The organism is Sphingopyxis sp. (genome assembly GCF_035250425.1).
Classification (GTDB): Bacteria; Pseudomonadota; Alphaproteobacteria; order Sphingomonadales; family Sphingomonadaceae; genus Sphingopyxis.
Window position 1 is genome coordinate 1 of record NZ_DATFFD010000068.1, and the last position, 20,476, is coordinate 20,476.

Genomic DNA, 20,476 nt, shown 5'->3' on the forward strand with positions numbered 1-20,476 from the left:
AGCGCGATGTCCTCCGACGGCCGCAGCTCGTCCCTTTCGGGCTGAAGCAGGTCGAGCGCAAACAGCGTGGCCGCATGGCGGATCGCCGCGCGGTCGGTCGATTCGAACTGCACCCGCTGGGTGAAATAATCGTCGGGATCCTGCCCGCGCAGCGCGCGTGCGAACACGACCTGGCCCACCGGCTTCTTTTCCGACCCGCCGCCCGGCCCGGCGATCCCCGTGATGGCCACCGCGACATCGGCGTCGCTGTTGGCGAGCGCACCCGCAGCCATCGCCCACGCGGTCGCGAGCGAGACTTCGCCAAAAGTTTCGAGGATTTCGCTGCTGACGTCGAGCTGGGTCTGCTTGGCGTGTCCCGAATAGGTAATGAAGCCCGCCGAAAAGACATCCGAACTGCCGGCAATGTCGGTCAGCGCGGCGCTTACCATGCCGCCGGTGCAGCTTTCGGCCACGGCGACCTTCCGTCCCGCGGCGCGATTGCCCGCAAGCACGCTTGTGGCAAGCTCGTCGCGCGCGGTGAGGCGCGATTCAGCGTCGGTCAGCACGTTTCAATTCTCCGGAAGTTGCAGGGACGCGACTGCCTGAGCAGCGATCCCTTCGCGGCGGCCGGTGAAACCGAGCCGCTCGGTCGTTGTTGCCTTCACACTAACCCGTTCGAGCGGAATCGCAAGGATTTCGGCAATCCGCGCGCGCATCGCGGCGCGGTGCGGGCCGATCTTCGGCGCTTCGGCGATGATCGTCAGGTCGACATGGTCGATGCGTCCGCCCCGCGCCGTCACCCGCTCGGCGGCAAAGTTCAGGAAGCGGTGCGAGGCCGCGCCGCGCCACTGCGGATCGCTCGGCGGGAAATGGTCGCCGATATCGCCGTCGGCAAGCGCGCCGAGGATCGCGTCGGTCAGCGCATGAAGTCCGACGTCGGCATCGCTATGGCCTTCAAGTCCATGACTATGCGCGATTTCTATGCCGCCGATCCACAATGGCTTGTCGGCCACGAGGCGATGAACATCATATCCCATGCCGACCGCGGTTCGCGTCATCGTGCCAATCCCCAAGAGCCCAGCGAGGATCGCCATATCCTCGGCATATGTCAGTTTATGGAGGCGTGCGTCGCCGGGCACCGCGACGACCGGCAGGCCAAGCCGCCGGACGAGCTGCGCATCGTCGGTGGCGGCCGCCTCGACGGCTTCGGCATGCGCGCGGCGCAATGTGCCAAGATGGAATGCTTGCGGCGTCTGGACGCGTGCAAGCGCGCTGCGGTCGACGACTTCGCCGGCCAGATGTGCGGCTTGCTCGACGAGGGTATCGGGAACCGGCAATGTCGGGATCGCCGCCTCGGCGTCGTGCAGCGCGGCGAGCAGGTGATCGATCACCTCGGCGGTCACGCCGGGGCGTGCGGCGTCATGAACGAGGACGAACGCGCCGTCTTCCCAATTGGCGAGCGCCGCAAGCGCGTTCGCGACCGATTGCTGTCGCTCGGCGCCGGGATCGGAGGAAATCCAGCCATTCGGAAGGTCGCCGAGCGCGGCCATGGCGTCACTATTTGCCACCAGCACGCCGCCAGCGATGGCGGGATGCGCGGCAAAGGCATCGAGGCTCCAACGCAGCACCGGTTTGCCGCCGAGCATCGCGATCTGTTTCGGCACCCCCAGCTCCGCGCGCGTGCCCTGGCCGCCCGCGAGCAATATGACCGCGACGCGCGGCAGAATGGAAGGGGCGGACTCGGTCATCGCCCGCGCCGGTTAGCGCAGCCGCGCCTTGCGGGAAAGCGGCTTAGCGTGTACGGGCTGCTCAAATTTTAGGCAATCAAACGAAAGCTCCCCGCCATGGCGCCGCTGCGGCCCATCCAGATCGGCAACATCACCATCAACGATCCCGTGATCCTCGCGCCGATGACGGGCGTCACCGACCTGCCGTTCCGCAAGCTCGTACGCTATTATGGTTCGGGGCTCAACGTCACCGAAATGATCGCGAGCCAGGCGGCGATCCGCGAAACGCGCCAGTCGATCCAGAAGGCGGCGTGGGATCCGGTCGAAGAGCCGGTGTCGATGCAGCTTGTCGGCTGCACCCCTTATGAAATGGGCGAAGCGGCCAAGCTCAACGAAGACCGCGGGGCGTCGATCATCGACATCAACATGGGCTGCCCGGTGCGCAAGGTCACCAACGGCGACGCGGGTTCGGCGCTGATGCGCGATCTGAAGCTGGCCGCGGCGCTTATCGATTCCTGCGTCAAGGCGGTGAGCGTCCCCGTGACCGTCAAGATGCGCATGGGCTGGTGTCACGACAGCCTCAACGCGCCCGAACTCGCGCATATCGCCGAAGATCTGGGTGCGAAGCTCGTCACCGTCCATGGCCGCACCCGCAACCAGATGTATCGCGGCGAGGCCGACTGGGGCTTCGTGCGCTCCGTCAAGGACGCCGTATCGATCCCCGTGATCGTCAATGGCGACATTTGTTCGCCGGACGATGCGCGCACCGCGCTGGCGCAAAGCGGCGCCGATGGCGTTATGATCGGCCGCGGCGCTTATGGCCGCCCTTGGCTGCTCGGACAGGTGATGGCAGCGCTGCGCGGCGAAAACGCGCGGCCCGATCCGGGTATCGACGAACAATATGACGTCATTACATCGCATTATCGCGCGATGATCGACCATTATGGCGAAATCACCGGTGTCAACATGGCGCGCAAGCACCTCGGTTGGTACGTCAAGAGCCTCCACGGCTCGGCCGAATTCCGCAATAAGGTCAACCAGATCCCCAGCAGCCGCGACGTGCTTGACGCGCTCGAGCAATATTACACACCCTTCCTGAGCAAGGCGGCGGCGTGACCACACTCACGTCGAGCATCCCGAGCTTCGACCACGACGAGCTGATCCAGTCGCATCCCGTTCCGACGCTGTTGATCGACGGCGGCGGGGTGGTGCTGTTCGTCAATGCCGCCGCCGAGCAGCTTTGCAATGTCAGCCGGTCGGCGATGGTCGGCCGCGTTGTCTATGACGTCATCGAGATGGATCGCAGCTATCGGCAGCGGATGAGCGACGCCTCGACGTCGGCGCTGTTTGCGCACCGCACCGAGATTTCGGCGGGTGGCCGCCGGTCCTTTTTCGTCGATATGCAGATGGTGCCCTATGGCCAGAGCGGTCACCGTATTCTCGCGCTTGTGCCGTCGCAGAGCGACGCCGAGTTGATGGGCGGTGCGATCGGGCGTTCGGGCCGTGCGGCGGGCGCGGCGGCGTCGATGCTGGCGCACGAAATCAAGAATCCGCTCGCGGGGATCAAGGGCGCCGCGCAGTTGCTGGCGCGCAAGACCGACGCGGGGGGCGAGCGCTTCACGACGCTGATCTGCGCCGAGGTCGACCGGATCGCGACGCTGATCGACCAGATGGAACATTTCTCGCGCGGGCAACCGATCGCCTGCGGCCCGATCAACCTCTACCAGCCGATCCATCAGGCGATGGAAACCGCGCGCGCGCGGCAGTTTCCGGGCTTGCGCTTTGCCGAGGATTTCGACCCCTCGTTGCCGCTCGTTCACGGAAACCATGACGCCATGGTGCAGATATTGCTCAACCTGCTCACCAATGGGTGCGAGGCATTGGGCGGGCGCGACGACGGCGTCGTGCGGCTGACAACCGCCTACCGGCACGGCCTGTCGATCGACAATGGCGACGGGCGCGGGCGCATCGCGCTGCCGATCGAGGTCAGCGTCAGCGACAATGGCCCGGGCGTTCCCGCCGATATTCGCGGCGATCTGTTCGATCCGTTCGTGACGACCAAACGCGAGGGAAGGGGGCTCGGCCTCGCGCTCGTCGCCAAGCTGGCGCGCGATATGGGCGGCACGGTCCAGCATATCCGCGACGGTGAATGGACGCGCTTTCGTGTTCATCTTCCCGTCGCGCAAAAGGGACGGCCGGCATGAGCAAGGCGAAGACGATCCTGCTGGTCGAGGACGATCCCGCGATCGCGATGATCATTCGCGAGACATTGGTCGGCGAATGTGCCCATTTTGCATCGGTCGCCAGCATCGCTGAACGCAATGCCTGGCTCGCCGGCAACCGGCCCGACCTCGTCATCACCGATGTTGTTTTGCCCGATGGCGATGGCATCGATTCGTTACGGGTCGACGCGCTTACGCCGGTGATTGTGCTGTCGGCGCAGAATACGCTCGACACCGCGGTGCGCGCGACGGGGATCGGCAGCTATGATTATCTGCCCAAGCCGTTCGATCTCGACGAACTGACCGCGAGCGTCCGCGCCGCGTTGCAGCGAAAGGCGGAACCTGCGGCAAGGGACACCGCGGTGGCGGCCGATAGCCACGGCCTCGTTGGCCGCGCCCCGGCGATGCAAGCGGTCTATCGCACGATCGCGCGGCTCGCCTCGAATGACCTCGCGGTGCTGATCCTCGGTGAATCGGGGACGGGCAAGGAGGTCGTGGCGCGCGCGATCCACGCGACTGGCTTGCGCCGCGGCGGGCCGTTCGTGGCGATCAACATGGCGGCAATCCCGCGCGAGTTGATCGAAGCCGAGCTGTTCGGCCACGAAAAGGGCGCCTTTACCGGCGCACACAGCCGCAATGCCGGGCGCTTCGAACAGGCGGCGGGCGGCACGCTTTTCCTCGATGAGATCGGCGATATGCCGCTCGAGGCGCAGACGCGCCTGCTCCGGGTCCTGCAAAGCAACGAATATTCGACCGTCGGCGGCAGTCAGGCGCTGCGCGCCGACGTCCGCGTCGTCGCCGCGACGCACCGCGACATGCGCGCCCTTGTCGCCGATGGCCGGTTTCGCGAGGATCTCTTCTACCGCCTCAACGTCATTCCCGTGACGCTGCCGCCGCTGCGCGATCGGCGCAGTGACATTGCCGCACTCGTCCGCCACTTTGTCGACGCCGGACGCCGTTCGGGACTGCCCGATCGCCAGTTCGCGCCGGCCGCGATGCAATGGCTCGAACGCTATGACTGGCCGGGCAATGTTCGTGAACTCGGCAATGTCGTCCAGCGGCTTGCTGTCTTGTCGCGCGACGTCGTCGTGACCGTGCGAGATGTCGAGGCGGTGCTGCACGAAAGTGGCGAGGGCGGCGGCGCGGTCGAGCCCGCTACGCTGATCGCGCGCGCGGTCGACGACTGGGCGCGCGAGCGGATGGCGGATGCGATGGGCGACGGCGATATCCACGAACAGCTCGAGACGATCGTCGAGGCGGCGCTTTTTCGGCGCGTCTTGCGCGATGTTCGCGGCAACCAATTGGAGGCGGCGCGACGCCTTGGCATCAACCGCAACACGTTACGCAAGCGCCTCGGTCAGCTCGATATCGATCCCGCTCAGCCTTGATCGGCTAGGATAAACCCGGAATCGGGGCAATTGGGCGACACTTGCGCAATTTGTGTGTTTTCTATGCAACAGGATTGTCGTAGCGTAGCAACAATGGCGCAATCCCCCCCTCTGGCTCTCGATATGGATTCGGACGGCCAGGAAGTGCGTTCGGGTTTCTGGCGCTTTGCGGCGCCCGAATATTACACGCTCGCCATCATCGTCAGCGTCGCCATTGCGACCTATATCTTCGTGACCGGCGATGCGCAGAGCGAGCGGCTGCTGACGCCGGCGCTGGTCGCCGCGATCATGGTTGTTAATCTGGTGCCGGCGATGGCGCTGATCGTGCTGATCGGCAGCCGCGTCGCGCGTGCGCGGGCCGTGCGATCGATGGCGGGCGGCAACGGCCGTCTCCATGTCCGCCTCGTTGCGCTCTTTTCGCTGATTGCCGCGGCGCCGACATTGCTCGTCGTGATCTTCGCCTCGCTGCTGTTTCAGTTCGGCGTCGATTTCTGGTTCTCCGACCGATCGCGCGGCATGTTCGAAAATGCCGCCAACCTTGCCGAGGGCTATTATCAGGAAAACCAGCGCCAGGTCGGGGCGAACACCTTCGCGATGGCGACCGATCTCGGCAAACTATTGAGCCAGTTTCCGATCGATAGCCCGAAGTTCAGCAATTATTATTTTCAACAGGTCGTGGTCCGCAGCCTCAACGAATCGGCGATTATCGAGATCGGTCGGGATGGCGTCGCTCGCACCGCGGCAGCGGTCGCTCCTGACGATCGGGCGGCCGAAAATCGGCTGAATTCGGCGATGGTCGGCCGCCTCGACGCGGGCGAAGACATCGTCGTCGTTCGCCAGGCCAATCGGATCGAAGCCGCAGCGCGGCTTCCCGGCACCGATCGCGCCTATGTCTATGCCTCGCGCGACATCAATGTGCCGGGATTTCAGCAGGCGGATCGCGCGAGCGCGGTGCTCGCCGACTACAACGGCCTGTTCGAACGCTCGCAGCTGCTCCAGTTGCAATTCAACGGCGCGCTTTACCTCGGCTCGCTGCTGCTTCTCGCGCTGGCCGTGATCGCGGCGATCGTGGTGGCCGACCGCATTGTCCGCCCGCTCGGCACGTTGATCGGCGCGACGCGCACCGCTGCGGGCGGCGATCTGTCGGTGAGGGTCACGCCGCCCAAGCGCGACGACGAGATTTCGGTACTGACGCGTGCCTTCAATCGCATGACCGAACAGTTGGAAGGGCAGACGGGCGCGCTCGTGAGCGTGAACGAGCAACTCGAAGCGCGGCGCAGTTTTATCGAAGCGGTGCTGAGCGGTGTGTCGTCCGCCGTGGTATCGGTCGACGCCGACCGCCGTATTCTGCTCGCCAATGCCGCGGCGGAGCGTTTGATCTGCCAGTCATCGGAATCCCTGACGGGCCAGCCGCTCGACGATGTCGCGCCCGAACTGGCGCTCCTGCTGGTCGGCGACGAGCGTGAGGCGATCGTCCAACTCTCGCGAAAGGATGCCGAGCCCGCGACGCTCGCGGCGAAAGCGGTGGCGCAGGGCGACGGTTTTGTTTTGAGTTTCGAGGACATCACGCAGCAATTGCTCGATCAGCGCCGGGCGGCCTGGTCCGACGTGGCGCGGCGCATCGCGCACGAGATCAAGAACCCGCTCACCCCGATCCAGCTCGCGGCCGAGCGCCTCCAGCGGCGATTCGGCGACAAGGTCGAGGGCGATAGCGCGACCTTCCGCAAGCTCACCGACACGGTGATCCGGCAGGTGCACGACATGCGGCGCATGGTCGACGAATTTTCCAGCTTCGCCCGGATGCCGAAACCAACCTTTGGGGTCGAGGATGTCCGCGATATCCTGCGCCAGACGGTGTTCCTGTTCGAAGTCGCAAAGCCCGATATCATGTTCGCAGTCAAAACACCGGCCGAGATCGAACCGCTGGTCTGCGACCGGCGCCTACTGTCCCAAGCACTGACGAATATTGTAAAGAATGCCGTCGAGGCGATTGAAGAAAAACGCAAAAATTCTGACGATATGCCTATCGGTCATATCCACGTCGAGCTCGATGCCAGCGTCAGCGACGAATTGACGATCCGGATCACCGACGACGGCATCGGGCTGCCCGAGGCGCGCGACGCCATTGCCGAACCCTATATGACGACGCGCCAGGGCGGGACGGGCCTTGGGCTCGCAATCGTCAAGAAGATCGTCGAGCAACATTATGGCGAACTGGAGTTTTCGGACAATCCGGCGGGGCAGGGGACGTGCGTCACCCTGACGCTCCACCCCGACCGGCTCAGGCCATTGGCCGGCAAGGGCGGGGAACAGGGCATGGGGCATAGTGAATCGGTTCCCGGACGCATCCGGAACCGGCAGGACAGAGAAGATCATGGCGCTTGATATTCTGATCGTCGACGACGAACGCGACATTTGCGACCTCGTCGCCGGCGTCATGGAAGACGAAGGTTATGAGGCGCGCACCGCGTCCGACAGCGATTCGGCGCTCGAGGCGATCCGTCAGCGGCGGCCGTCGCTCGCGCTGATCGACGTATGGCTGCAAGGGTCGCGGCTCGACGGGCTGGGGCTGGTCGAGGCGATCAAGGCTTTCGATCCGACGCTGCCGATCATCGTTATCTCGGGCCATGGCGGGCTCGACACCGCGGTCGCCGCGATCCGCCGCGGCGCGTTCGATTTTATCGAAAAGCCGTTCGAAGCCTCGCGGCTGCTCCATCTTGTCGCGCGCGCGACCGAGAATGAGCGGCTGAAGTTCGAATATGAGCAGCTCCGCGAAAAGGCGGGGCCGTCGGACGAACTGACCGGCACCAGCGCCGCGATCAACAATGTCCGCGCGACGCTGAAGCGCGTGGCGGGGACGGGAAGCCGTGTGCTCATCACCGGCGCACCCGGCGTCGGCAAGGAGGTCGCCGCGCGCGTGCTGCACGGATGGAGTGGCAGGCAGAATGCGCCGTTCCGCGTTATTTCGTCGGCGCGAATGGACCCCGAAACGGTCGAGACCGAATTGTTCGGGTCCGAAGCCGAGGACGGATCGATCCGCGTCGGCTTGCTCGAGCAGGCGCATGGCGGCACGCTGTTCCTCGACGAAGTTGCCGACATGCCGCTGACCACGCAGGGCAAGATCCTGCGCGTGCTGACCGATCAGAGCTTCACCCGGGTGGGCGGCCGCACGATGATCCGCGTCGACGTGCGGATCATTTCGGGATCGGCGCGCGATCTGATGACCGAAATTGCCGAAAGCCGCTTTCGCGAGGATCTCTATTACCGGCTGAACGTGGTGCCCGTGCACATCCCCCCGCTGCGCGAGCGGCGCGACGATATCGCCAGCCTCTGCGATCATTATATCCGCCGTTACGCCGCCGACCGCCGCGTCGCGCCGCCCGAAATCAGCTCGGAGGCGATGGCCGCGCTCCAGGCGCATGAATGGCCGGGCAACGTCCGCGAACTGCGCAATGTGATCGAACGCGTGATGATCTTGGCGCCGAGCGACCGCCTGGCGCGGATCGACGCCGATATGCTGCCGTCCGAACTGGTGCGCGGCGGGACCGATATCCTACCCAATTCGGAATCGATCACCGCGATCCCGCTGAAGGAAGCGCGCGAAAATTTCGAGCGCGAATATCTGCGCATCCAGATCAACCGCTTTTCGGGCAATATATCGCGCACTGCGGCCTTCATCGGCATGGAGCGCTCGGCACTGCACCGCAAATTGAAACTTTTGGGGCTTACCGAGAGTTCGGACGGCGAGGGATAGCGGCTTTGCGCTAGACCTTGCGCGTCCTTTGCCGCATATTGCGCTTGCAAAGAAGGTCTTAGAAGCCGGAAAACCGGCGCCATACCCGCGGTTTAACCGCCAAAAACAGGAGGCAAATGTGTCCGATAAAAATCAGAATCTCCAGGATATTTTCCTCAACGCCCTCCGCAAGAGCAAGACCCCGGTGACCATGTTTCTGGTCAAGGGCGTCAAGCTGCAGGGCATCATCACCTGGTTCGATAATTTCTCGCTGCTGCTCCGCCGTGACGGGCAGTCGCAGCTTGTCTACAAGCACGCGATCTCGACGGTCATGCCGTCGCACGATTTCGACCTGTCGCTGCTCGGCGACAATCTGCGCGATGCGCCGGCGAGCAAGGGCAAGGCGTTGCAGGACGTGTTCCTCAATGCCGTGCGCAAGTCGGACGAGTCGGTGACGATGTTCCTCGTCAACGGCGTGATGCTGCAGGGCGATATCGTCGCATTCGACCTGTTCTGCATGCTGCTCGAGCGCGAGCGCCAAGTGCAACTGGTCTACAAGCATGCGATTTCGACCGTTCAGCCGAACGGGCCGATCAACCTGACCGACAGCGAGCCGGACGCAGAAGCGGACAACGCCTGATCGACCCGGTAATCGACAATGAAGACGAGGTAACGCGCGGCGCCGCCGCGCTTATCGTCGTGCCCGAATGGCATAGCCAGCGCCTCGCGCGCGATCTCGACGCGCGCGCCGAGGAGGCGCGGGGACTCGCCCTTGCGATCGGACTCGACGTCGTCGCGGTGCATACGCTCCGGCTGCGCCAGACGCGCGCCGCGACTTTGCTCGGCGTCGGACAGATCGACGCGATCACGCCCGATATCGCGGCAAAGAATGTGCAGTTGGTCGTCGTCGATGCGGCGCTCAGTCCGATCCAGCAGCGCAATCTCGAAACCGCATTCGGCACCAAGGTGATCGACCGCACTGGGCTGATCCTCGAAATCTTTGGCGAGCGCGCTGCGACCGCCGAGGGACGACTACAGGTCGAACTCGCGCATCTCGATTATCAGGCGGGGCGACTGGTGCGCAGTTGGACCCACCTCGAGCGTCAGCGCGGCGGTTTCGGCTTCCTCGGCGGACCCGGCGAAACGCAGATCGAGGCCGACCGGCGGATGATCCGCAACCGCATGGCGCGCATTCGGCGCAGCCTTGATGATGCCCGGCGAACGCGCCAGTTGCAGCGCGCCAAGCGTCAGCGGGCGCCGTGGCCCGTGGTCGCGCTCGTCGGCTATACCAACGCCGGAAAATCTACGTTCTTCAATCGGTTGACCGGAAGTGACGTCATGGCGGAAGATATGCTTTTCGCGACGCTCGACCCGACCATGCGCGAAATCCGGCTGCCCGGCATCGACAAGGCGATCCTTTCCGACACGGTGGGCTTCGTCTCCGACCTGCCGACCGAACTCGTCGCAGCCTTCCGCGCGACGCTGGAGGAAGTCACCACGGCCGACCTGATCGTCCATGTCCGCGATATCGTCCATCCCGACAGCGACGCGCAATATGATGACGTGCGCGCGATATTGGAATCGCTCGGCGTCAACGGACCGCAGGATGACGGGGAGGGCGATGCGCCGCCGGCGATCCAGCAGATTGAAATCTGGAACAAGATCGACACCGCCGACGACGAACGACGTGCGGCGATCGAGGATATGGCGGCGCGGCGCCCCGACGTCGCCGTGTTATCGGCCGTAACGGGCGAGGGCGTCGAAGCTGCGCGAACCCTTATGGCGTCACAATTGACCGCGCTGCATAAGGTGCAGCGCATTTATCTGAGCTATAGCCAGGGTGAAGCGGCGGCGTGGCTTCATGCCCGCGGCGAAGTGCTGGCCGACGAGCCGGAAGCCGAAGGCCATGTGCTGACGGTGCGGCTCGATCCCGCCGACAGTGCGCGGTTCGAACGGCTCTGGCCGACTACGGACGCTCCGACGCCTTAACCGCCAGCCAGTGACTTTCCTGCGCATCGAGCGGCAGGCCCGACAGGCTGCCACCCGCGCGATCTTCCATGGCGGCAAAACGCCGTGCGAATTTGGCATTGGCATCGCGCAAGGCGCCTTCGGCGTCGACGCCCAAGTGGCGCGCATAATTGACCACCGCCAACAGAAGGTCGCCGACTTCTTCATGGCGCTCGGCATCGCTCGTTGCGGCTGCGACCTCGGCAAGCTCTTCGGCAATCTTGTCGCGCGGCCCATCGGCATCGGGCCAGTCGAAGCCCACACGCGCGGCGCGGCCTTGCAGCTTTTGCGCGCGAAGCAAGGCGGGCAACGACAGTGCCACGCCGGCCAGCGCGCTTGCCGGGCCATCGGCTGCGCGCTCGGCCGCCTTGATCTGCTCCCATTGCTGGCGGACATCGCCGGTCTTGCCGCCGCCGAAAATATGCGGATGGCGGCGTTCCATCTTGTCGCTGATGGCATTGGCGACGTCATCGAAACCGAACAGGCCGCCATCGGCCGCGATCTGGCTGTGAAAGACGACCTGGAGCAATAGGTCGCCAAGCTCGTCGCAAATCTCGGCAGGATCGCCGCCGGCGATCGCATCGGCGACCTCATAGGCCTCCTCGATCGTGTAAGGCGCGATGGTCGAAAAATCCTGCGCGAGATCCCATTCGCAACCGCCATCGGGATTGCGCAACTGGCGCATGATGGCGAGCAGGCGGTCGATGGGGGATGGGGCTGCCGTCTCGGCCATGTGATTATCCGATAATATATATTATGTTAAATCATAGAAGGTAGAAGAGCGAGAAGAAGGGATAGCTCCCCGCTATGTCACCGCCTGCCATGTGCGGATGACGAGGAATACGAGCCCAAAGATCGCCACCCACGCCAGCGCCATCTTGAGCCATGCCGCCATCGGCAAGCGCCGTGCCAGCAACGAACTCAGAACCAATGTGAACGCGCCGACAAACCACAGGATCTGAACCGTCGTGTCGCCACTCATAGCTGTACCTCCAGCCCGTCATATCCGGGTTCGACCCCCGGCGGCAATTCGGCCGCAAGGTCGTCATAATCCATCGTATTGTCCATATGCGTGATGATCGCGCGCGGATTGCCGACTTTGGCAAGACCTTCGAGCGTCATCGCCAGATGCGGATGCGTCGGATGCGGATAGCGGCGCAGCGCATCGATGACGAACAGGTCGACGCCTTGGAAGAAGTCGACCATTTCGTCAGTAAACTTTGAAAAATCAGTTGCGTAGGCGATTTTATGCGCGCCATCGCTGAAGATCAGGCCGCTGGCCTTGATCGGCCCGTGCGGCATTTCGATTGCCGACACTTCAATAGGGCCGATCGACTGATGATCCTGAAGGTCGATCGGATCGACCGACGCCGGATAGCCGGCATTGCCCGCGAAGGCATAGGTGAAGCGCCATTTGAGAATATCTAGCACATGGTCGCGCGCATAGACGGGCACGGCGGACCGGCGCAGGTGCATGACCTGGCGCAGATCGTCGAGACCGTGCGTATGGTCGGCGTGCTCGTGGGTCCAGATGACGGCATCGATGTCGCCCACGCCCGCGTCGAGCAACTGCAACCGCATATCGGGGCTGGTGTCGACGAGGATGCGAAAGCCGCCGAGCGACACCATGATCGACGCCCGGCTGCGCAGATTGCGGGGATTGTCGGGATCGCACTGCCCCCAGTCGTTGCCGATCCGCGGAACACCCGATGATGTCCCGCAGCCTAGGATTCTCAACCTCATAATGCGTGAAACGTCATGGCCGCGCCTTGTTGAAAAGCGTGTAAAAATTGGCGCTCGTCGCGGCGGCTAGCGCCTCTTCGTCCTCGCCGCGCAGCTTGGCGAGGAAAGCGAGTGTATCGGCAACAAAGGCAGGCTCACCGGTTTTGCCGCGATGCGGGACGGGGGCGAGGAAGGGGGAATCGGTTTCGATCAGCAGCCGATCTTGCGGCAGCCATTTCGCCGTGGCCTGGAGATCGGCCGCGTTCTTGAACGTGACGATGCCCGAGATCGATATGAAGAGCCCGAGGTCGAGCGCTTGCCGCGCAAAATCGTCGCTCGCGGTGAAGCAGTGGATCACACCGGGAAAAGTCGCCCTCCCCATCTCTTCGCCGAGCAGCGCCAGCGTGTCGGCTTCGGCATCGCGCGTGTGGACGATGATCGGCAGGCCGGTTTGTTGCGACGCGTGGATATGACGGCGGAAACTGTCCTGCTGCCGCGCGCGGTCGCTCTTGTCGTAATAATAATCGAGCCCGGTTTCGCCTATTCCGATTATTCGGGGATGTGCGGCACGTTCTATTAGTTTGGCGGTGTCGACGTCGGGGTGATGGTCGGCGTCATGCGGGTGGATACCGACGCTTGCCCACACATCGTCGTTCGCTTCGGCGGCGGCGAGGACGTCGTCCCACTCGCTTTCGCGCGTCGCGATGTTGAGCATCGCGGTGACGCCCTTCGCGCGCGCGCGTTCCAGTACGTCGGCCTGTTGCTCGGCGAGGCCTTTATAGTTGAGGTGGCAGTGCGAATCGACGAGCATCAGACCTCCCCTTCCCCTTCGGGCAGTTCGAGGCGCGGGAAGCTTGGTATCGGCTGGGCGACGGTAAAGCCGCTTGCGGCGAGCTTTGCAAACCAGTCGTCGTCATTCAACGCGCCGAAATCGCGGGCGTCGGCGGCAATGCCCATTTGGTCGAGAAGCTTGTCAGCGGCTGCTGGCACGACGGGCCTGATCGCGATCGTAAGCGTGCGGACGGCCCGGAACAAGGTCATCAGCACCGCGCGCATGCGATCGGGATCGGTCTTGCGTAGCGCCCAGGGCGCTTGCGTGTCGACATATTGATTGCAGGCGAAGACCGCGCGGATCCAGTCCTCGATGCCGATCGAGAAAGCGAGCTGCTCGAATTCGCGTGGCAAGCGCGTCGCCGCCATGTCGGTCAGGTCGGCGAGCAGGTCGATATCGTCCTGCGTCGGCGTATAATCAGCCGACAGTTTGCCATCCAGATTCTTGAAAATCATCGATAAACTACGCTGCGCCAGATTGCCGAAGCTGTTCGCCAGATCGGCGTTGGCGGTCCGCACGATCGCGTCGGCCGAATAGGTGCCGTCCTGGCCGAAGCTGACTTCGCGCAGCAGATAATAGCGCAGCGGGTCGACGCCGAACTGCTCGGCGAGCGCCATCGGGTCGACGACATTGCCGAGCGACTTCGACATCTTCTCGCCGCGGTTCAAAAGGAAGCCATGGCCGAACACTTGCTTCGGCAACGGCAAACCGGCACTCATCAGGAAGGCCGGCCAGTAAACCGTATGAAAACGAACGATATCCTTGCCGATCATATGGATATTCGCCGGCCAGAATTTGCCGAAATCGCTTTCCGGATCGGGATAGCCCAGCCCCGACAAATAGGTGGTGAGGGCATCGACCCACACATACATCACATGTCCTGGCGACCCCGGCACCGGCACGCCCCAGTCGAAACTGGTGCGCGAGACGCTGAGATCCTTGAGCCCGCCCTCGACGAAACGCATGACCTCGTTGCGACGGCTTTCGGGGCGGATGAAATCGGGCTGGTCGTTATAGAGCGCGAGCAGCTTGTCCTGATATTTCGACAGCTTGAAGAACCAGCTTTCCTCGACAGTCCATTCGACGGGCGTTCCTTGCGGCGAAAGGCGCGAGCCCCCTTCCCCGTCGACGAGTTCGCTTTCGTCGTAATAGGCCTCGTCGCGGACAGAATACCAGCCTTCGTAGCGGTCGAGATAAAGGTCGCCATTGGCTTCCATCGCGCGCCAGATCGCTTGCGATGCCGCGTGATGGGCGGCGTCGGATGTGCGCATGAAATTATCATAGCTGATATTCAGCGTGGCATACATCTCACGGAAATATCCCGACATTTCATCGGCAAGATCGATCGTCGCGCGCCCCTGGTCGCGCGCGGTCTGGAACATCTTCAGTCCATGCTCGTCGGTGCCGGTGATCAGCCGCACGTCGCGGCCGCGCGCGCGCTGGAAACGTGCCATGACGTCGGTCGCAATCGCTTCGTAGGCGTGGCCGATATGCGGGCGGCCATTCGGATAGCTGATCGCCGTGGTGATATAGAAAGGTTCGTTATTTTCGGACATGCGCGCGCCTTAGCGGGTGTGGCGCAGGAGGGGAAGTATCCGTCGTCCCCGCGAAGGCAGGGGCCGCCGTCGGCCTTACACATCCTCTCCAGCGGCCCCCGCCTTCGCGGGGGGCGACGATTATTTGGGACGCGGCGCCAATTCGGCAAGGCAGTTGCCGATTTCGAAGCCGACCATCGCCCCGTCATAAGACCCGCGGATGGCGTCGCGGACGGTGCGCTGCACGCGGTCCCATTGTGCGAGGATCGGCGCGATCTCGGCAACCGGGCGCTCGCGCGCGAGCCCGGCGAGGAGGCCAGGAACGATATCGATCACCAATTCCAGGCGGGCGCGATTGCTCGTGCCGCCGACCTCACGCGCAAGCGCCTCGCGCAGCCGGTTCTCGGGATCGCCCGACGTAGCAATGGCGAGCAATTTCTTCTCCATCACCGCGACATCGCTATCGATCAGCGCGAGCGCCTTGCCGGGTACGCCGCCCGACGCGGCGACAATTGCGCGCACCTCCGCCATTTCGAGCATCGGCCTCAGATCGTGTAGCCATGACATCATGGCGTCACGGTCAACCGGTTGAAAACGCAACGTTCTGCACCGTGACCGGATTGTCGGGAGCAAACGTCCCGGCGAATGGCTGACGAGCAGGAACAGCGTCTTGGCTGGCGGCTCCTCCAGGGTCTTGAGTAACGCGTTGGATGCCGAAGGCTCCAGATCGTCGATCGCGTCGACAATGATCACGCGCCACTCGCCCAGCGACAGCGAAAAGTGAAGCCGGGTTTTCAGTTCGCGAACCTGCTCGATCGTGATGTTGCGCGCGAGTTCCTTGGCCTTGTCCTTCGGCTGTCGTGCCAGACGAAGGATCTCGGGATGGTTTCCGGCATCGACAAGGCGGCCCGCGGCGTCGTCGCCCGGATCATCGAGACCAACCGTCCGCCCGTCGCCGCCATGGCCATGCGTGACGAGAAACCGCGCGACGCGGTCCGCAAATGCCCCCTTCCCCATTCCCTGCGGTCCGGCGAGGAGCCAGGCGTGATGCAGGCGCCCGCCCTGCCACGCCTCGAGAAAGGCCTGTTCGGCGTCCTGATGGCCGATCATCACAGCCATTCGGCCAGCTCGTCGAGGATTTCCGCGGTGACATCGGTCGCGGCCGCGTCGGCATCGACGATCCGCCAGCGCGCGGGTTCGGCTTTCGCCATCTCGACGAAGCGCGCCGCGAGCCGCGCCTGATAGTCGGCGGGCTTGCTGCCCATGCGGTCGCTGCCGCCGCGTTCGGTCAGCCGCCGTGCGGCTTCGTCGGCGCTGACGGTGAGCAGGAAGGTGCGGTCGGGCAGCAAGCCCATCGAACCGAAGCTGTGCAGCGTCAGGAGGTCGGCGTCGGTTATGCCGCCGCCGCCGCCCTGATAGGCACGGCTCGAATCGACGAAACGGTCGCAGAGCACCCACGCGCCGCGATCCAGCGCCGGGCGGATCGTCCGCGCGACATGGTCGGCGCGCGCCGCGGCAAAGAGCAAAGCCTCGCTGCGCGCATCCCAGCGGTCGTCGCTTCCTTCCATCAGCAGCGCGCGGATGGCTTCCGCGCCCGCACTACCGCCGGGTTCGCGTGTTGCGACGGTTTCGATGCCGCGCGCCGCGAGCGCGGCCGCGAGCGCGCGAATCTGGGTCGATTTACCGACCCCTTCGCCGCCTTCCAGCGTGATGAAGCGCCCGGTCACAGCCCGGTCAGCCGGTAAAATCCCGTTCGGGCACGCGCCCACCAGCCGCCCTCCGCCACATCGGCGGCGGCGATCAGCGGGGTGGTCTGCGGCGGCAGGCCATCGGGCGTGACGACAAGGTCGGCGACCGGCGTCCCGCGAGTGAGCGGCGCGGCAATGGGGGCTTGGGTGCGCATCACCGCGCGATAGCTGCCCTCATAGCCCTTGGGAACCGTCATCCGCACCGCGATCCCGGTCCGGGTCGCGACCGTTGGAATGGCGCCCTTTCGGACGTCGATCCGGCCGAGGCTGGCGCCCGCGGGGACGAGTTCCCTTCCCTCCCATTCGTCGAAGCCCCATGTCATCAGCCGTTCGGCCTCGTCGCGCCGCGCTTTTTCGCTGCTCATGCCGGCGACCACCATGATCAGGCGGCGGCCGTGCCGCTTCGCCGAACCGAGGAAACAATAGCCGGCCTCGGCGGTGTGGCCGGTTTTCAGGCCATCGGCCCCCTCGAAACGCCCGAGAATGGGGTTGCGGTTGGGCTGGATGATCGGCTTGCCCTCGGGCGACTTGCCGTGCTGGAGCTTCGGCAGCGAAAAATAGCGATTATAGCCCTCGGGATGGTCGCGGATCAGCCGGTCGGCGAGCGTGATGAGATCGGCGGCGCTGACTTTGGTAACACCGCCGTCGGGCCAGCCATTCGGTGTTCCAAAGCGACTCGATGCCATCCCAATTTTGGCCGCTATGACGTTCATTCTTTTGACGAATGCGTCCTCGCTTCCATCGATGCCGACCGCGAGGACCGCGGCGGCGTCGTTGCCCGAGACGGTGATCAGTCCCTTGAGCAATTCGTCGACCGAGACTTTTTCGTTCGGGCGCAGGAACATCGTCGATCCGCCGGTGCTGCCGTTCCACTTCTTCCAGGTCGCCTCGCCGACCGTGAATTGCTTGTCGCGCGCGAGCTCGCCCTTTTTGATCAGGTCGAGCACGACATAGGCGGTCATCACCTTCGCCATCGACGCGGGAGCGAAGCGCTTGTCGGCGCCGCGCGAAAAGAGGATTGCGCCCGAATCGAGATCCTTGAGCATCACGATCGGCGCCTGGGTGACGTAGAGCGGGCGGCTGACCGGCGCGTTCTTGGGACGAGAATCACCGGCCGATGCTGCCGGAAAAGCCGGCGTCAGTGCGAGCAGGGTCAGGACCGCCGCCCCGCCCTTCTTAATGATGCCTGGCTTCCCCACGCGCAGGTTGTCAGCGGTCGCGCTGGACCACCGCATCGCGGAAGCCTTTGGCTTTGACCTTGCCGAGGGCGTCTCGCGCTTCGGCGTCGCTTGCGAAGGGGCCGACGCGAACGCGCCACAGAGTGCCCGCCTTGGTAACATGGCCGCCGACCGACTTGGCGGCCGCATTGGCACGGGTCTCGCTGCTGAACGCTCCGACCTGAATAGCATATTTCCCCGCGACCGGCGCCGCGGGCCTGGTCGCTGTTGCCGGGGCGGGCTTGGGTGCAGGTTTTGTCGTCCCCGGACCTTCGACGACGAAGCGGTCGTCGCCGGGCTTGGCCTTGCCCGATGCTATCGGCGCCGCCGGCTGAGCGGCGACCGGCGTTGCCGCGGCGGCGGCGGCCTTGGGCACCGGCAGCGCCTTGGCCTTGCTGCGCAGGATCGCCAGCAGCGATTCGGGCGTCGCGATGCGTTCGGGAACGGGCCTGCCGGAACGAAGCTGCGCGCGTTCGGCCGCGGGCGGATTGGTGCGGCGGACGCGGACCGCGGCGACGCCGTCAGTGAGGCCCAATTGTTCGGCGGCGCCGCGCGAGAGGTCGATCAGGCGGTCGCCGACCATCGGGCCGCGGTCGTTGACACGCACGAGGATCGTCCGCCCGGTATCGAGCGCGGTGACCTCGACATAGCTGGGCAGCGGCAGCGTCTTGTGCGCCGCCGATATGCCAGCCGGATCGAAAATCTCGCCATTCGCGGTGGGTTGCCCGGCGAGTTCCTCGCCATACCAGCTGGCATAGCCGACATCGTCATAGTCGGGGATATCGGCGGGCGTATAGGTGATGCCGCCGACCGAATAGGGATCGCCGATCTTCACCGGGACGTCGGCGACGCCCGCCACGGTGACTGTGGGCGCCGGGCTTGCCGCCGGCCCGCCCTCGCGCTTGCCATCGAAACTGCCGCAGCCGGAAAGCATCAATGCCGCCCCGGCCATCAGACCCCCGCCGCTGGCGCGCAATCCGATTTTTTTTAACAAATCGAGCGCTCCAGATTCCCCCTTTGTCACGTTTTCCGGGCCGTCAGGCGATACCGCCTGACTTGAAAACGTTCTACCGATCGATTTCATCCGCCAGTAACCCCACAGACAGTGCGTAAAAGTTGGAACAATTATAGTCCAATATCGCACGATAGTTACCGGTCAGCAAATAAGCCGTCCGACCGGGGCCATCGGGTTCGAGAAGCGTCGCCTGCACATTGCCGTCGGGCCAGCGCCCGCCGAGCGGCGCGATGCCGTCGGCGCGCCATTCGGCCATCGAGCGCCAGCGGCTGTGGCGATCGAAAACGCGCGGGCAACGCGTCGGGCTCAGGCGATTGGCGACCGCGCCGCGATTGAAACTTGCGGGAACGGTCACCGCGACGCCCCATGGCTGCCCGGCGCGCCAGCCGGCGCGGCGAAGGTAGGAGCCGATCGATTCGATCGCGTCGGCCTCGCTCGACCAGATGCGTGCGACGCCGTCGCCGTCGCCGTCCTCGGCAACTTGCAGATAGACCGACGGCAGGAATTGCGGATAGCCGAACGCCCCGGCCCAGCTGCCCTTGAGCGCGCCGCGCGGCACGCCGCGTTCGACCATCACCATCGTCGCGATCAGTTCGGGTTCGAACAGGCTGCGGCGGCGCCCTTCATAAGCGAGCGTCGCCAATGCTTCGGGGAGGTCGAAATTGCCGGTGACCTGTCCATAGGCGGTTTCATGGCCGTAGATGGCAATCATAATGCTCGTCGGAACGCCCGTGCGTTGCTCGATGCGCGACAGGAGCGGGCGCAGCCGGTCGTGGACGCGGCGACCGCCGCCGATGCGCGCGGCATCGACATGCTTGGCCCTATAGGGCGCGAACGACGGGATCGGCGTGTTCGGGCTCGGCGGGCTACCCAGATTGTCGCGATCGAGCGCGACGACGCGCGCATTATAGGCCAGCCCGGCGGTCACCCGGTCGAAGGTCGTGCGCGACACGCCGCGCGCCTGCGCCTTTGGCCATAGCGACTGGACATAAGTATCGAAGCCAGGGTCGCCGCTTTGCGCAAGCAGCGGCGCGGAGGCGGTGAGCATCCACGCCGAGAGAAATGCAGCGGCAAGTTGGAAAAGGCGTCCGATTCTGAAACGTATAGCGTGCATCATGTCCCCACCCATAAGGCGTGTCTCGCACAGATGCGAGCGGCTTGGCTAGGCCGCCGCGAGACAAAGCGAGTCATTCGCGAGGCGGGCCGAGCGGACAAGGTTTCGCTTGCCGCAAAGGCATCACGCGCTATGGCGGCGCCGTGCGGACAGGTGGCCGAGTGGTTTAAGGCAGCGGTCTTGAAAACCGCCGTGGGTGCAAGCTCACCGTGGGTTCGAATCCCACCCTGTCCGCCA

Annotated in this window: 19 protein-coding genes and 1 tRNA gene; 8 read left to right on the forward strand and 12 right to left on the reverse strand. The window is 64.5% G+C overall.

Annotated elements, in window-relative coordinates; translation table 11 throughout:
- A partial coding sequence (locus VJ811_RS04180; RefSeq protein ID WP_324071023.1) for a CinA family protein occupies window positions 1-545 on the reverse strand: 545 nt, incomplete at its 3' end.
- Between the two features lie 3 nt (window positions 546-548).
- Window positions 549-1,727 (reverse strand): bifunctional 2-C-methyl-D-erythritol 4-phosphate cytidylyltransferase/2-C-methyl-D-erythritol 2,4-cyclodiphosphate synthase, encoded by a 1,179-nt coding sequence (locus tag VJ811_RS04185; protein ID WP_324071024.1) that lies wholly within the window; start codon window positions 1,725-1,727, stop codon window positions 549-551.
- Window positions 1,728-1,823: 96 nt separating this feature from the next.
- On the opposite strand from VJ811_RS04185, the gene dusB reads away from it, so the two are divergent.
- The 7 genes from dusB to hflX all read left to right on the forward strand — a co-directional run bounded on the left by dusB (window position 1,824) and on the right by hflX (window position 11,038).
- Window positions 1,824-2,822 (forward strand): tRNA dihydrouridine synthase DusB, encoded by a 999-nt coding sequence (gene dusB / locus VJ811_RS04190; protein ID WP_324071025.1) that lies wholly within the window; start codon window positions 1,824-1,826, stop codon window positions 2,820-2,822.
- On the forward strand, window positions 2,819-3,910 hold the full coding sequence (locus tag VJ811_RS04195) for a two-component system sensor histidine kinase NtrB (RefSeq protein ID WP_324071026.1): 1,092 nt from the start codon (window positions 2,819-2,821) through the stop codon (window positions 3,908-3,910). The genes dusB and VJ811_RS04195 overlap by 4 nt, the downstream gene beginning before the upstream one ends.
- Complete coding sequence (locus tag VJ811_RS04200) at window positions 3,907-5,316, forward strand: sigma-54 dependent transcriptional regulator (protein ID WP_324071027.1); 1,410 nt, start codon at window positions 3,907-3,909, stop codon at window positions 5,314-5,316. Before VJ811_RS04195 ends, VJ811_RS04200 begins: the two co-directional genes overlap by 4 nt.
- 93 nt (window positions 5,317-5,409) lie before the next feature.
- Complete coding sequence (locus VJ811_RS04205; protein WP_324071028.1) at window positions 5,410-7,701, forward strand: sensor histidine kinase; 2,292 nt, start codon at window positions 5,410-5,412, stop codon at window positions 7,699-7,701.
- The gene (locus VJ811_RS04210) at window positions 7,691-9,070 is read left to right on the forward strand and encodes a sigma-54 dependent transcriptional regulator (RefSeq protein WP_324071029.1); all 1,380 of its coding nucleotides are present in this window, start codon (window positions 7,691-7,693) and stop codon (window positions 9,068-9,070) included. Before VJ811_RS04205 ends, VJ811_RS04210 begins: the two co-directional genes overlap by 11 nt.
- Window positions 9,071-9,188: 118 nt before the next feature.
- Window positions 9,189-9,689 (forward strand): RNA chaperone Hfq, encoded by a 501-nt coding sequence (hfq, locus tag VJ811_RS04215; RefSeq protein ID WP_056375239.1) that lies wholly within the window; start codon window positions 9,189-9,191, stop codon window positions 9,687-9,689.
- Complete coding sequence (gene hflX, locus VJ811_RS04220; protein WP_324071041.1) at window positions 9,686-11,038, forward strand: GTPase HflX; 1,353 nt, start codon at window positions 9,686-9,688, stop codon at window positions 11,036-11,038. The genes hfq and hflX overlap by 4 nt, the downstream gene beginning before the upstream one ends.
- Here hflX and mazG read toward each other — a convergent pair.
- The 10 genes from mazG to VJ811_RS04270 form a co-directional block, all read right to left on the reverse strand.
- The gene (gene mazG, locus VJ811_RS04225; protein WP_324071031.1) at window positions 11,016-11,789 is read right to left on the reverse strand and encodes a nucleoside triphosphate pyrophosphohydrolase; all 774 of its coding nucleotides are present in this window, start codon (window positions 11,787-11,789) and stop codon (window positions 11,016-11,018) included. The genes hflX and mazG overlap by 23 nt on opposite strands.
- Window positions 11,790-11,861: 72 nt before the next feature.
- Complete coding sequence (locus VJ811_RS04230; protein ID WP_324071032.1) at window positions 11,862-12,038, reverse strand: hypothetical protein; 177 nt, start codon at window positions 12,036-12,038, stop codon at window positions 11,862-11,864.
- A complete protein-coding gene (locus tag VJ811_RS04235) occupies window positions 12,035-12,799 on the reverse strand; it encodes an MBL fold metallo-hydrolase (protein ID WP_324071033.1) in 765 nt (254 codons plus the stop codon). Before VJ811_RS04235 ends, VJ811_RS04230 begins: the two co-directional genes overlap by 4 nt.
- A gap of 13 nt (window positions 12,800-12,812) precedes the next feature.
- The gene (locus tag VJ811_RS04240) at window positions 12,813-13,589 is read right to left on the reverse strand and encodes a TatD family hydrolase (protein ID WP_324071034.1); all 777 of its coding nucleotides are present in this window, start codon (window positions 13,587-13,589) and stop codon (window positions 12,813-12,815) included.
- On the reverse strand, window positions 13,589-15,166 hold the full coding sequence (metG, locus tag VJ811_RS04245) for a methionine--tRNA ligase (RefSeq protein ID WP_324071035.1): 1,578 nt from the start codon (window positions 15,164-15,166) through the stop codon (window positions 13,589-13,591). Before metG ends, VJ811_RS04240 begins: the two co-directional genes overlap by 1 nt.
- Before the next feature lie 120 nt (window positions 15,167-15,286).
- The gene (locus VJ811_RS04250; RefSeq protein WP_324071036.1) at window positions 15,287-16,264 is read right to left on the reverse strand and encodes a DNA polymerase III subunit delta'; all 978 of its coding nucleotides are present in this window, start codon (window positions 16,262-16,264) and stop codon (window positions 15,287-15,289) included.
- Window positions 16,255-16,872, reverse strand: coding sequence for a dTMP kinase (gene tmk, locus VJ811_RS04255; RefSeq protein WP_324071037.1), 618 nt, complete (start codon window positions 16,870-16,872; stop codon window positions 16,255-16,257). The genes VJ811_RS04250 and tmk overlap by 10 nt, the downstream gene beginning before the upstream one ends.
- The gene (locus tag VJ811_RS04260; protein ID WP_324071038.1) at window positions 16,869-18,092 is read right to left on the reverse strand and encodes a D-alanyl-D-alanine carboxypeptidase family protein; all 1,224 of its coding nucleotides are present in this window, start codon (window positions 18,090-18,092) and stop codon (window positions 16,869-16,871) included. Before VJ811_RS04260 ends, tmk begins: the two co-directional genes overlap by 4 nt.
- 10 nt (window positions 18,093-18,102) lie before the next feature.
- Window positions 18,103-19,062, reverse strand: a complete 960-nt coding sequence (locus VJ811_RS04265; RefSeq protein ID WP_324071039.1) for a septal ring lytic transglycosylase RlpA family protein — start codon at window positions 19,060-19,062, stop codon at window positions 18,103-18,105.
- 115 nt (window positions 19,063-19,177) lie between these two features.
- Entirely contained in the window at window positions 19,178-20,173 is a 996-nt protein-coding gene (locus VJ811_RS04270; protein ID WP_324071040.1) for a lytic murein transglycosylase, read from the reverse strand.
- Window positions 20,174-20,386: 213 nt separating this feature from the next.
- On the opposite strand from VJ811_RS04270, the gene VJ811_RS04275 reads away from it, so the two are divergent.
- Window positions 20,387-20,476 (forward strand) — tRNA-Ser (locus tag VJ811_RS04275).

Bases quoted from the DNA above. Each gene is read 5' to 3' on its own strand.
- mazG (WP_324071031.1), bottom strand. From the start codon at position 11,789: ATGGCCGAGACGGCAGCCCCATCCCCCATCGACCGCCTGCTCGCCATC.
- VJ811_RS04250 (WP_324071036.1), bottom strand. From the start codon at position 16,264: ATGGCTGTGATGATCGGCCATCAGGACGCCGAACAGGCCTTTCTCGAG.
- dusB (WP_324071025.1), top strand. From the start codon at position 1,824: ATGGCGCCGCTGCGGCCCATCCAGATCGGCAACATCACCATCAACGAT.
- VJ811_RS04185 (WP_324071024.1), bottom strand. From the start codon at position 1,727: ATGACCGAGTCCGCCCCTTCCATTCTGCCGCGCGTCGCGGTCATATTG.
- VJ811_RS04265 (WP_324071039.1), bottom strand. From the start codon at position 19,062: ATGGCCGGGGCGGCATTGATGCTTTCCGGCTGCGGCAGTTTCGATGGC.
- metG (WP_324071035.1), bottom strand. From the start codon at position 15,166: ATGTCCGAAAATAACGAACCTTTCTATATCACCACGGCGATCAGCTAT.
- VJ811_RS04200 (WP_324071027.1), top strand. From the start codon at position 3,907: ATGAGCAAGGCGAAGACGATCCTGCTGGTCGAGGACGATCCCGCGATC.
- VJ811_RS04270 (WP_324071040.1), bottom strand. From the start codon at position 20,173: ATGCTCACCGCCTCCGCGCCGCTGCTTGCGCAAAGCGGCGACCCTGGC.
- VJ811_RS04210 (WP_324071029.1), top strand. From the start codon at position 7,691: ATGGCGCTTGATATTCTGATCGTCGACGACGAACGCGACATTTGCGAC.
- VJ811_RS04205 (WP_324071028.1), top strand. From the start codon at position 5,410: ATGGCGCAATCCCCCCCTCTGGCTCTCGATATGGATTCGGACGGCCAG.
- VJ811_RS04235 (WP_324071033.1), bottom strand. From the start codon at position 12,799: ATGAGGTTGAGAATCCTAGGCTGCGGGACATCATCGGGTGTTCCGCGG.
- VJ811_RS04230 (WP_324071032.1), bottom strand. From the start codon at position 12,038: ATGAGTGGCGACACGACGGTTCAGATCCTGTGGTTTGTCGGCGCGTTC.
- VJ811_RS04240 (WP_324071034.1), bottom strand. From the start codon at position 13,589: ATGCTCGTCGATTCGCACTGCCACCTCAACTATAAAGGCCTCGCCGAG.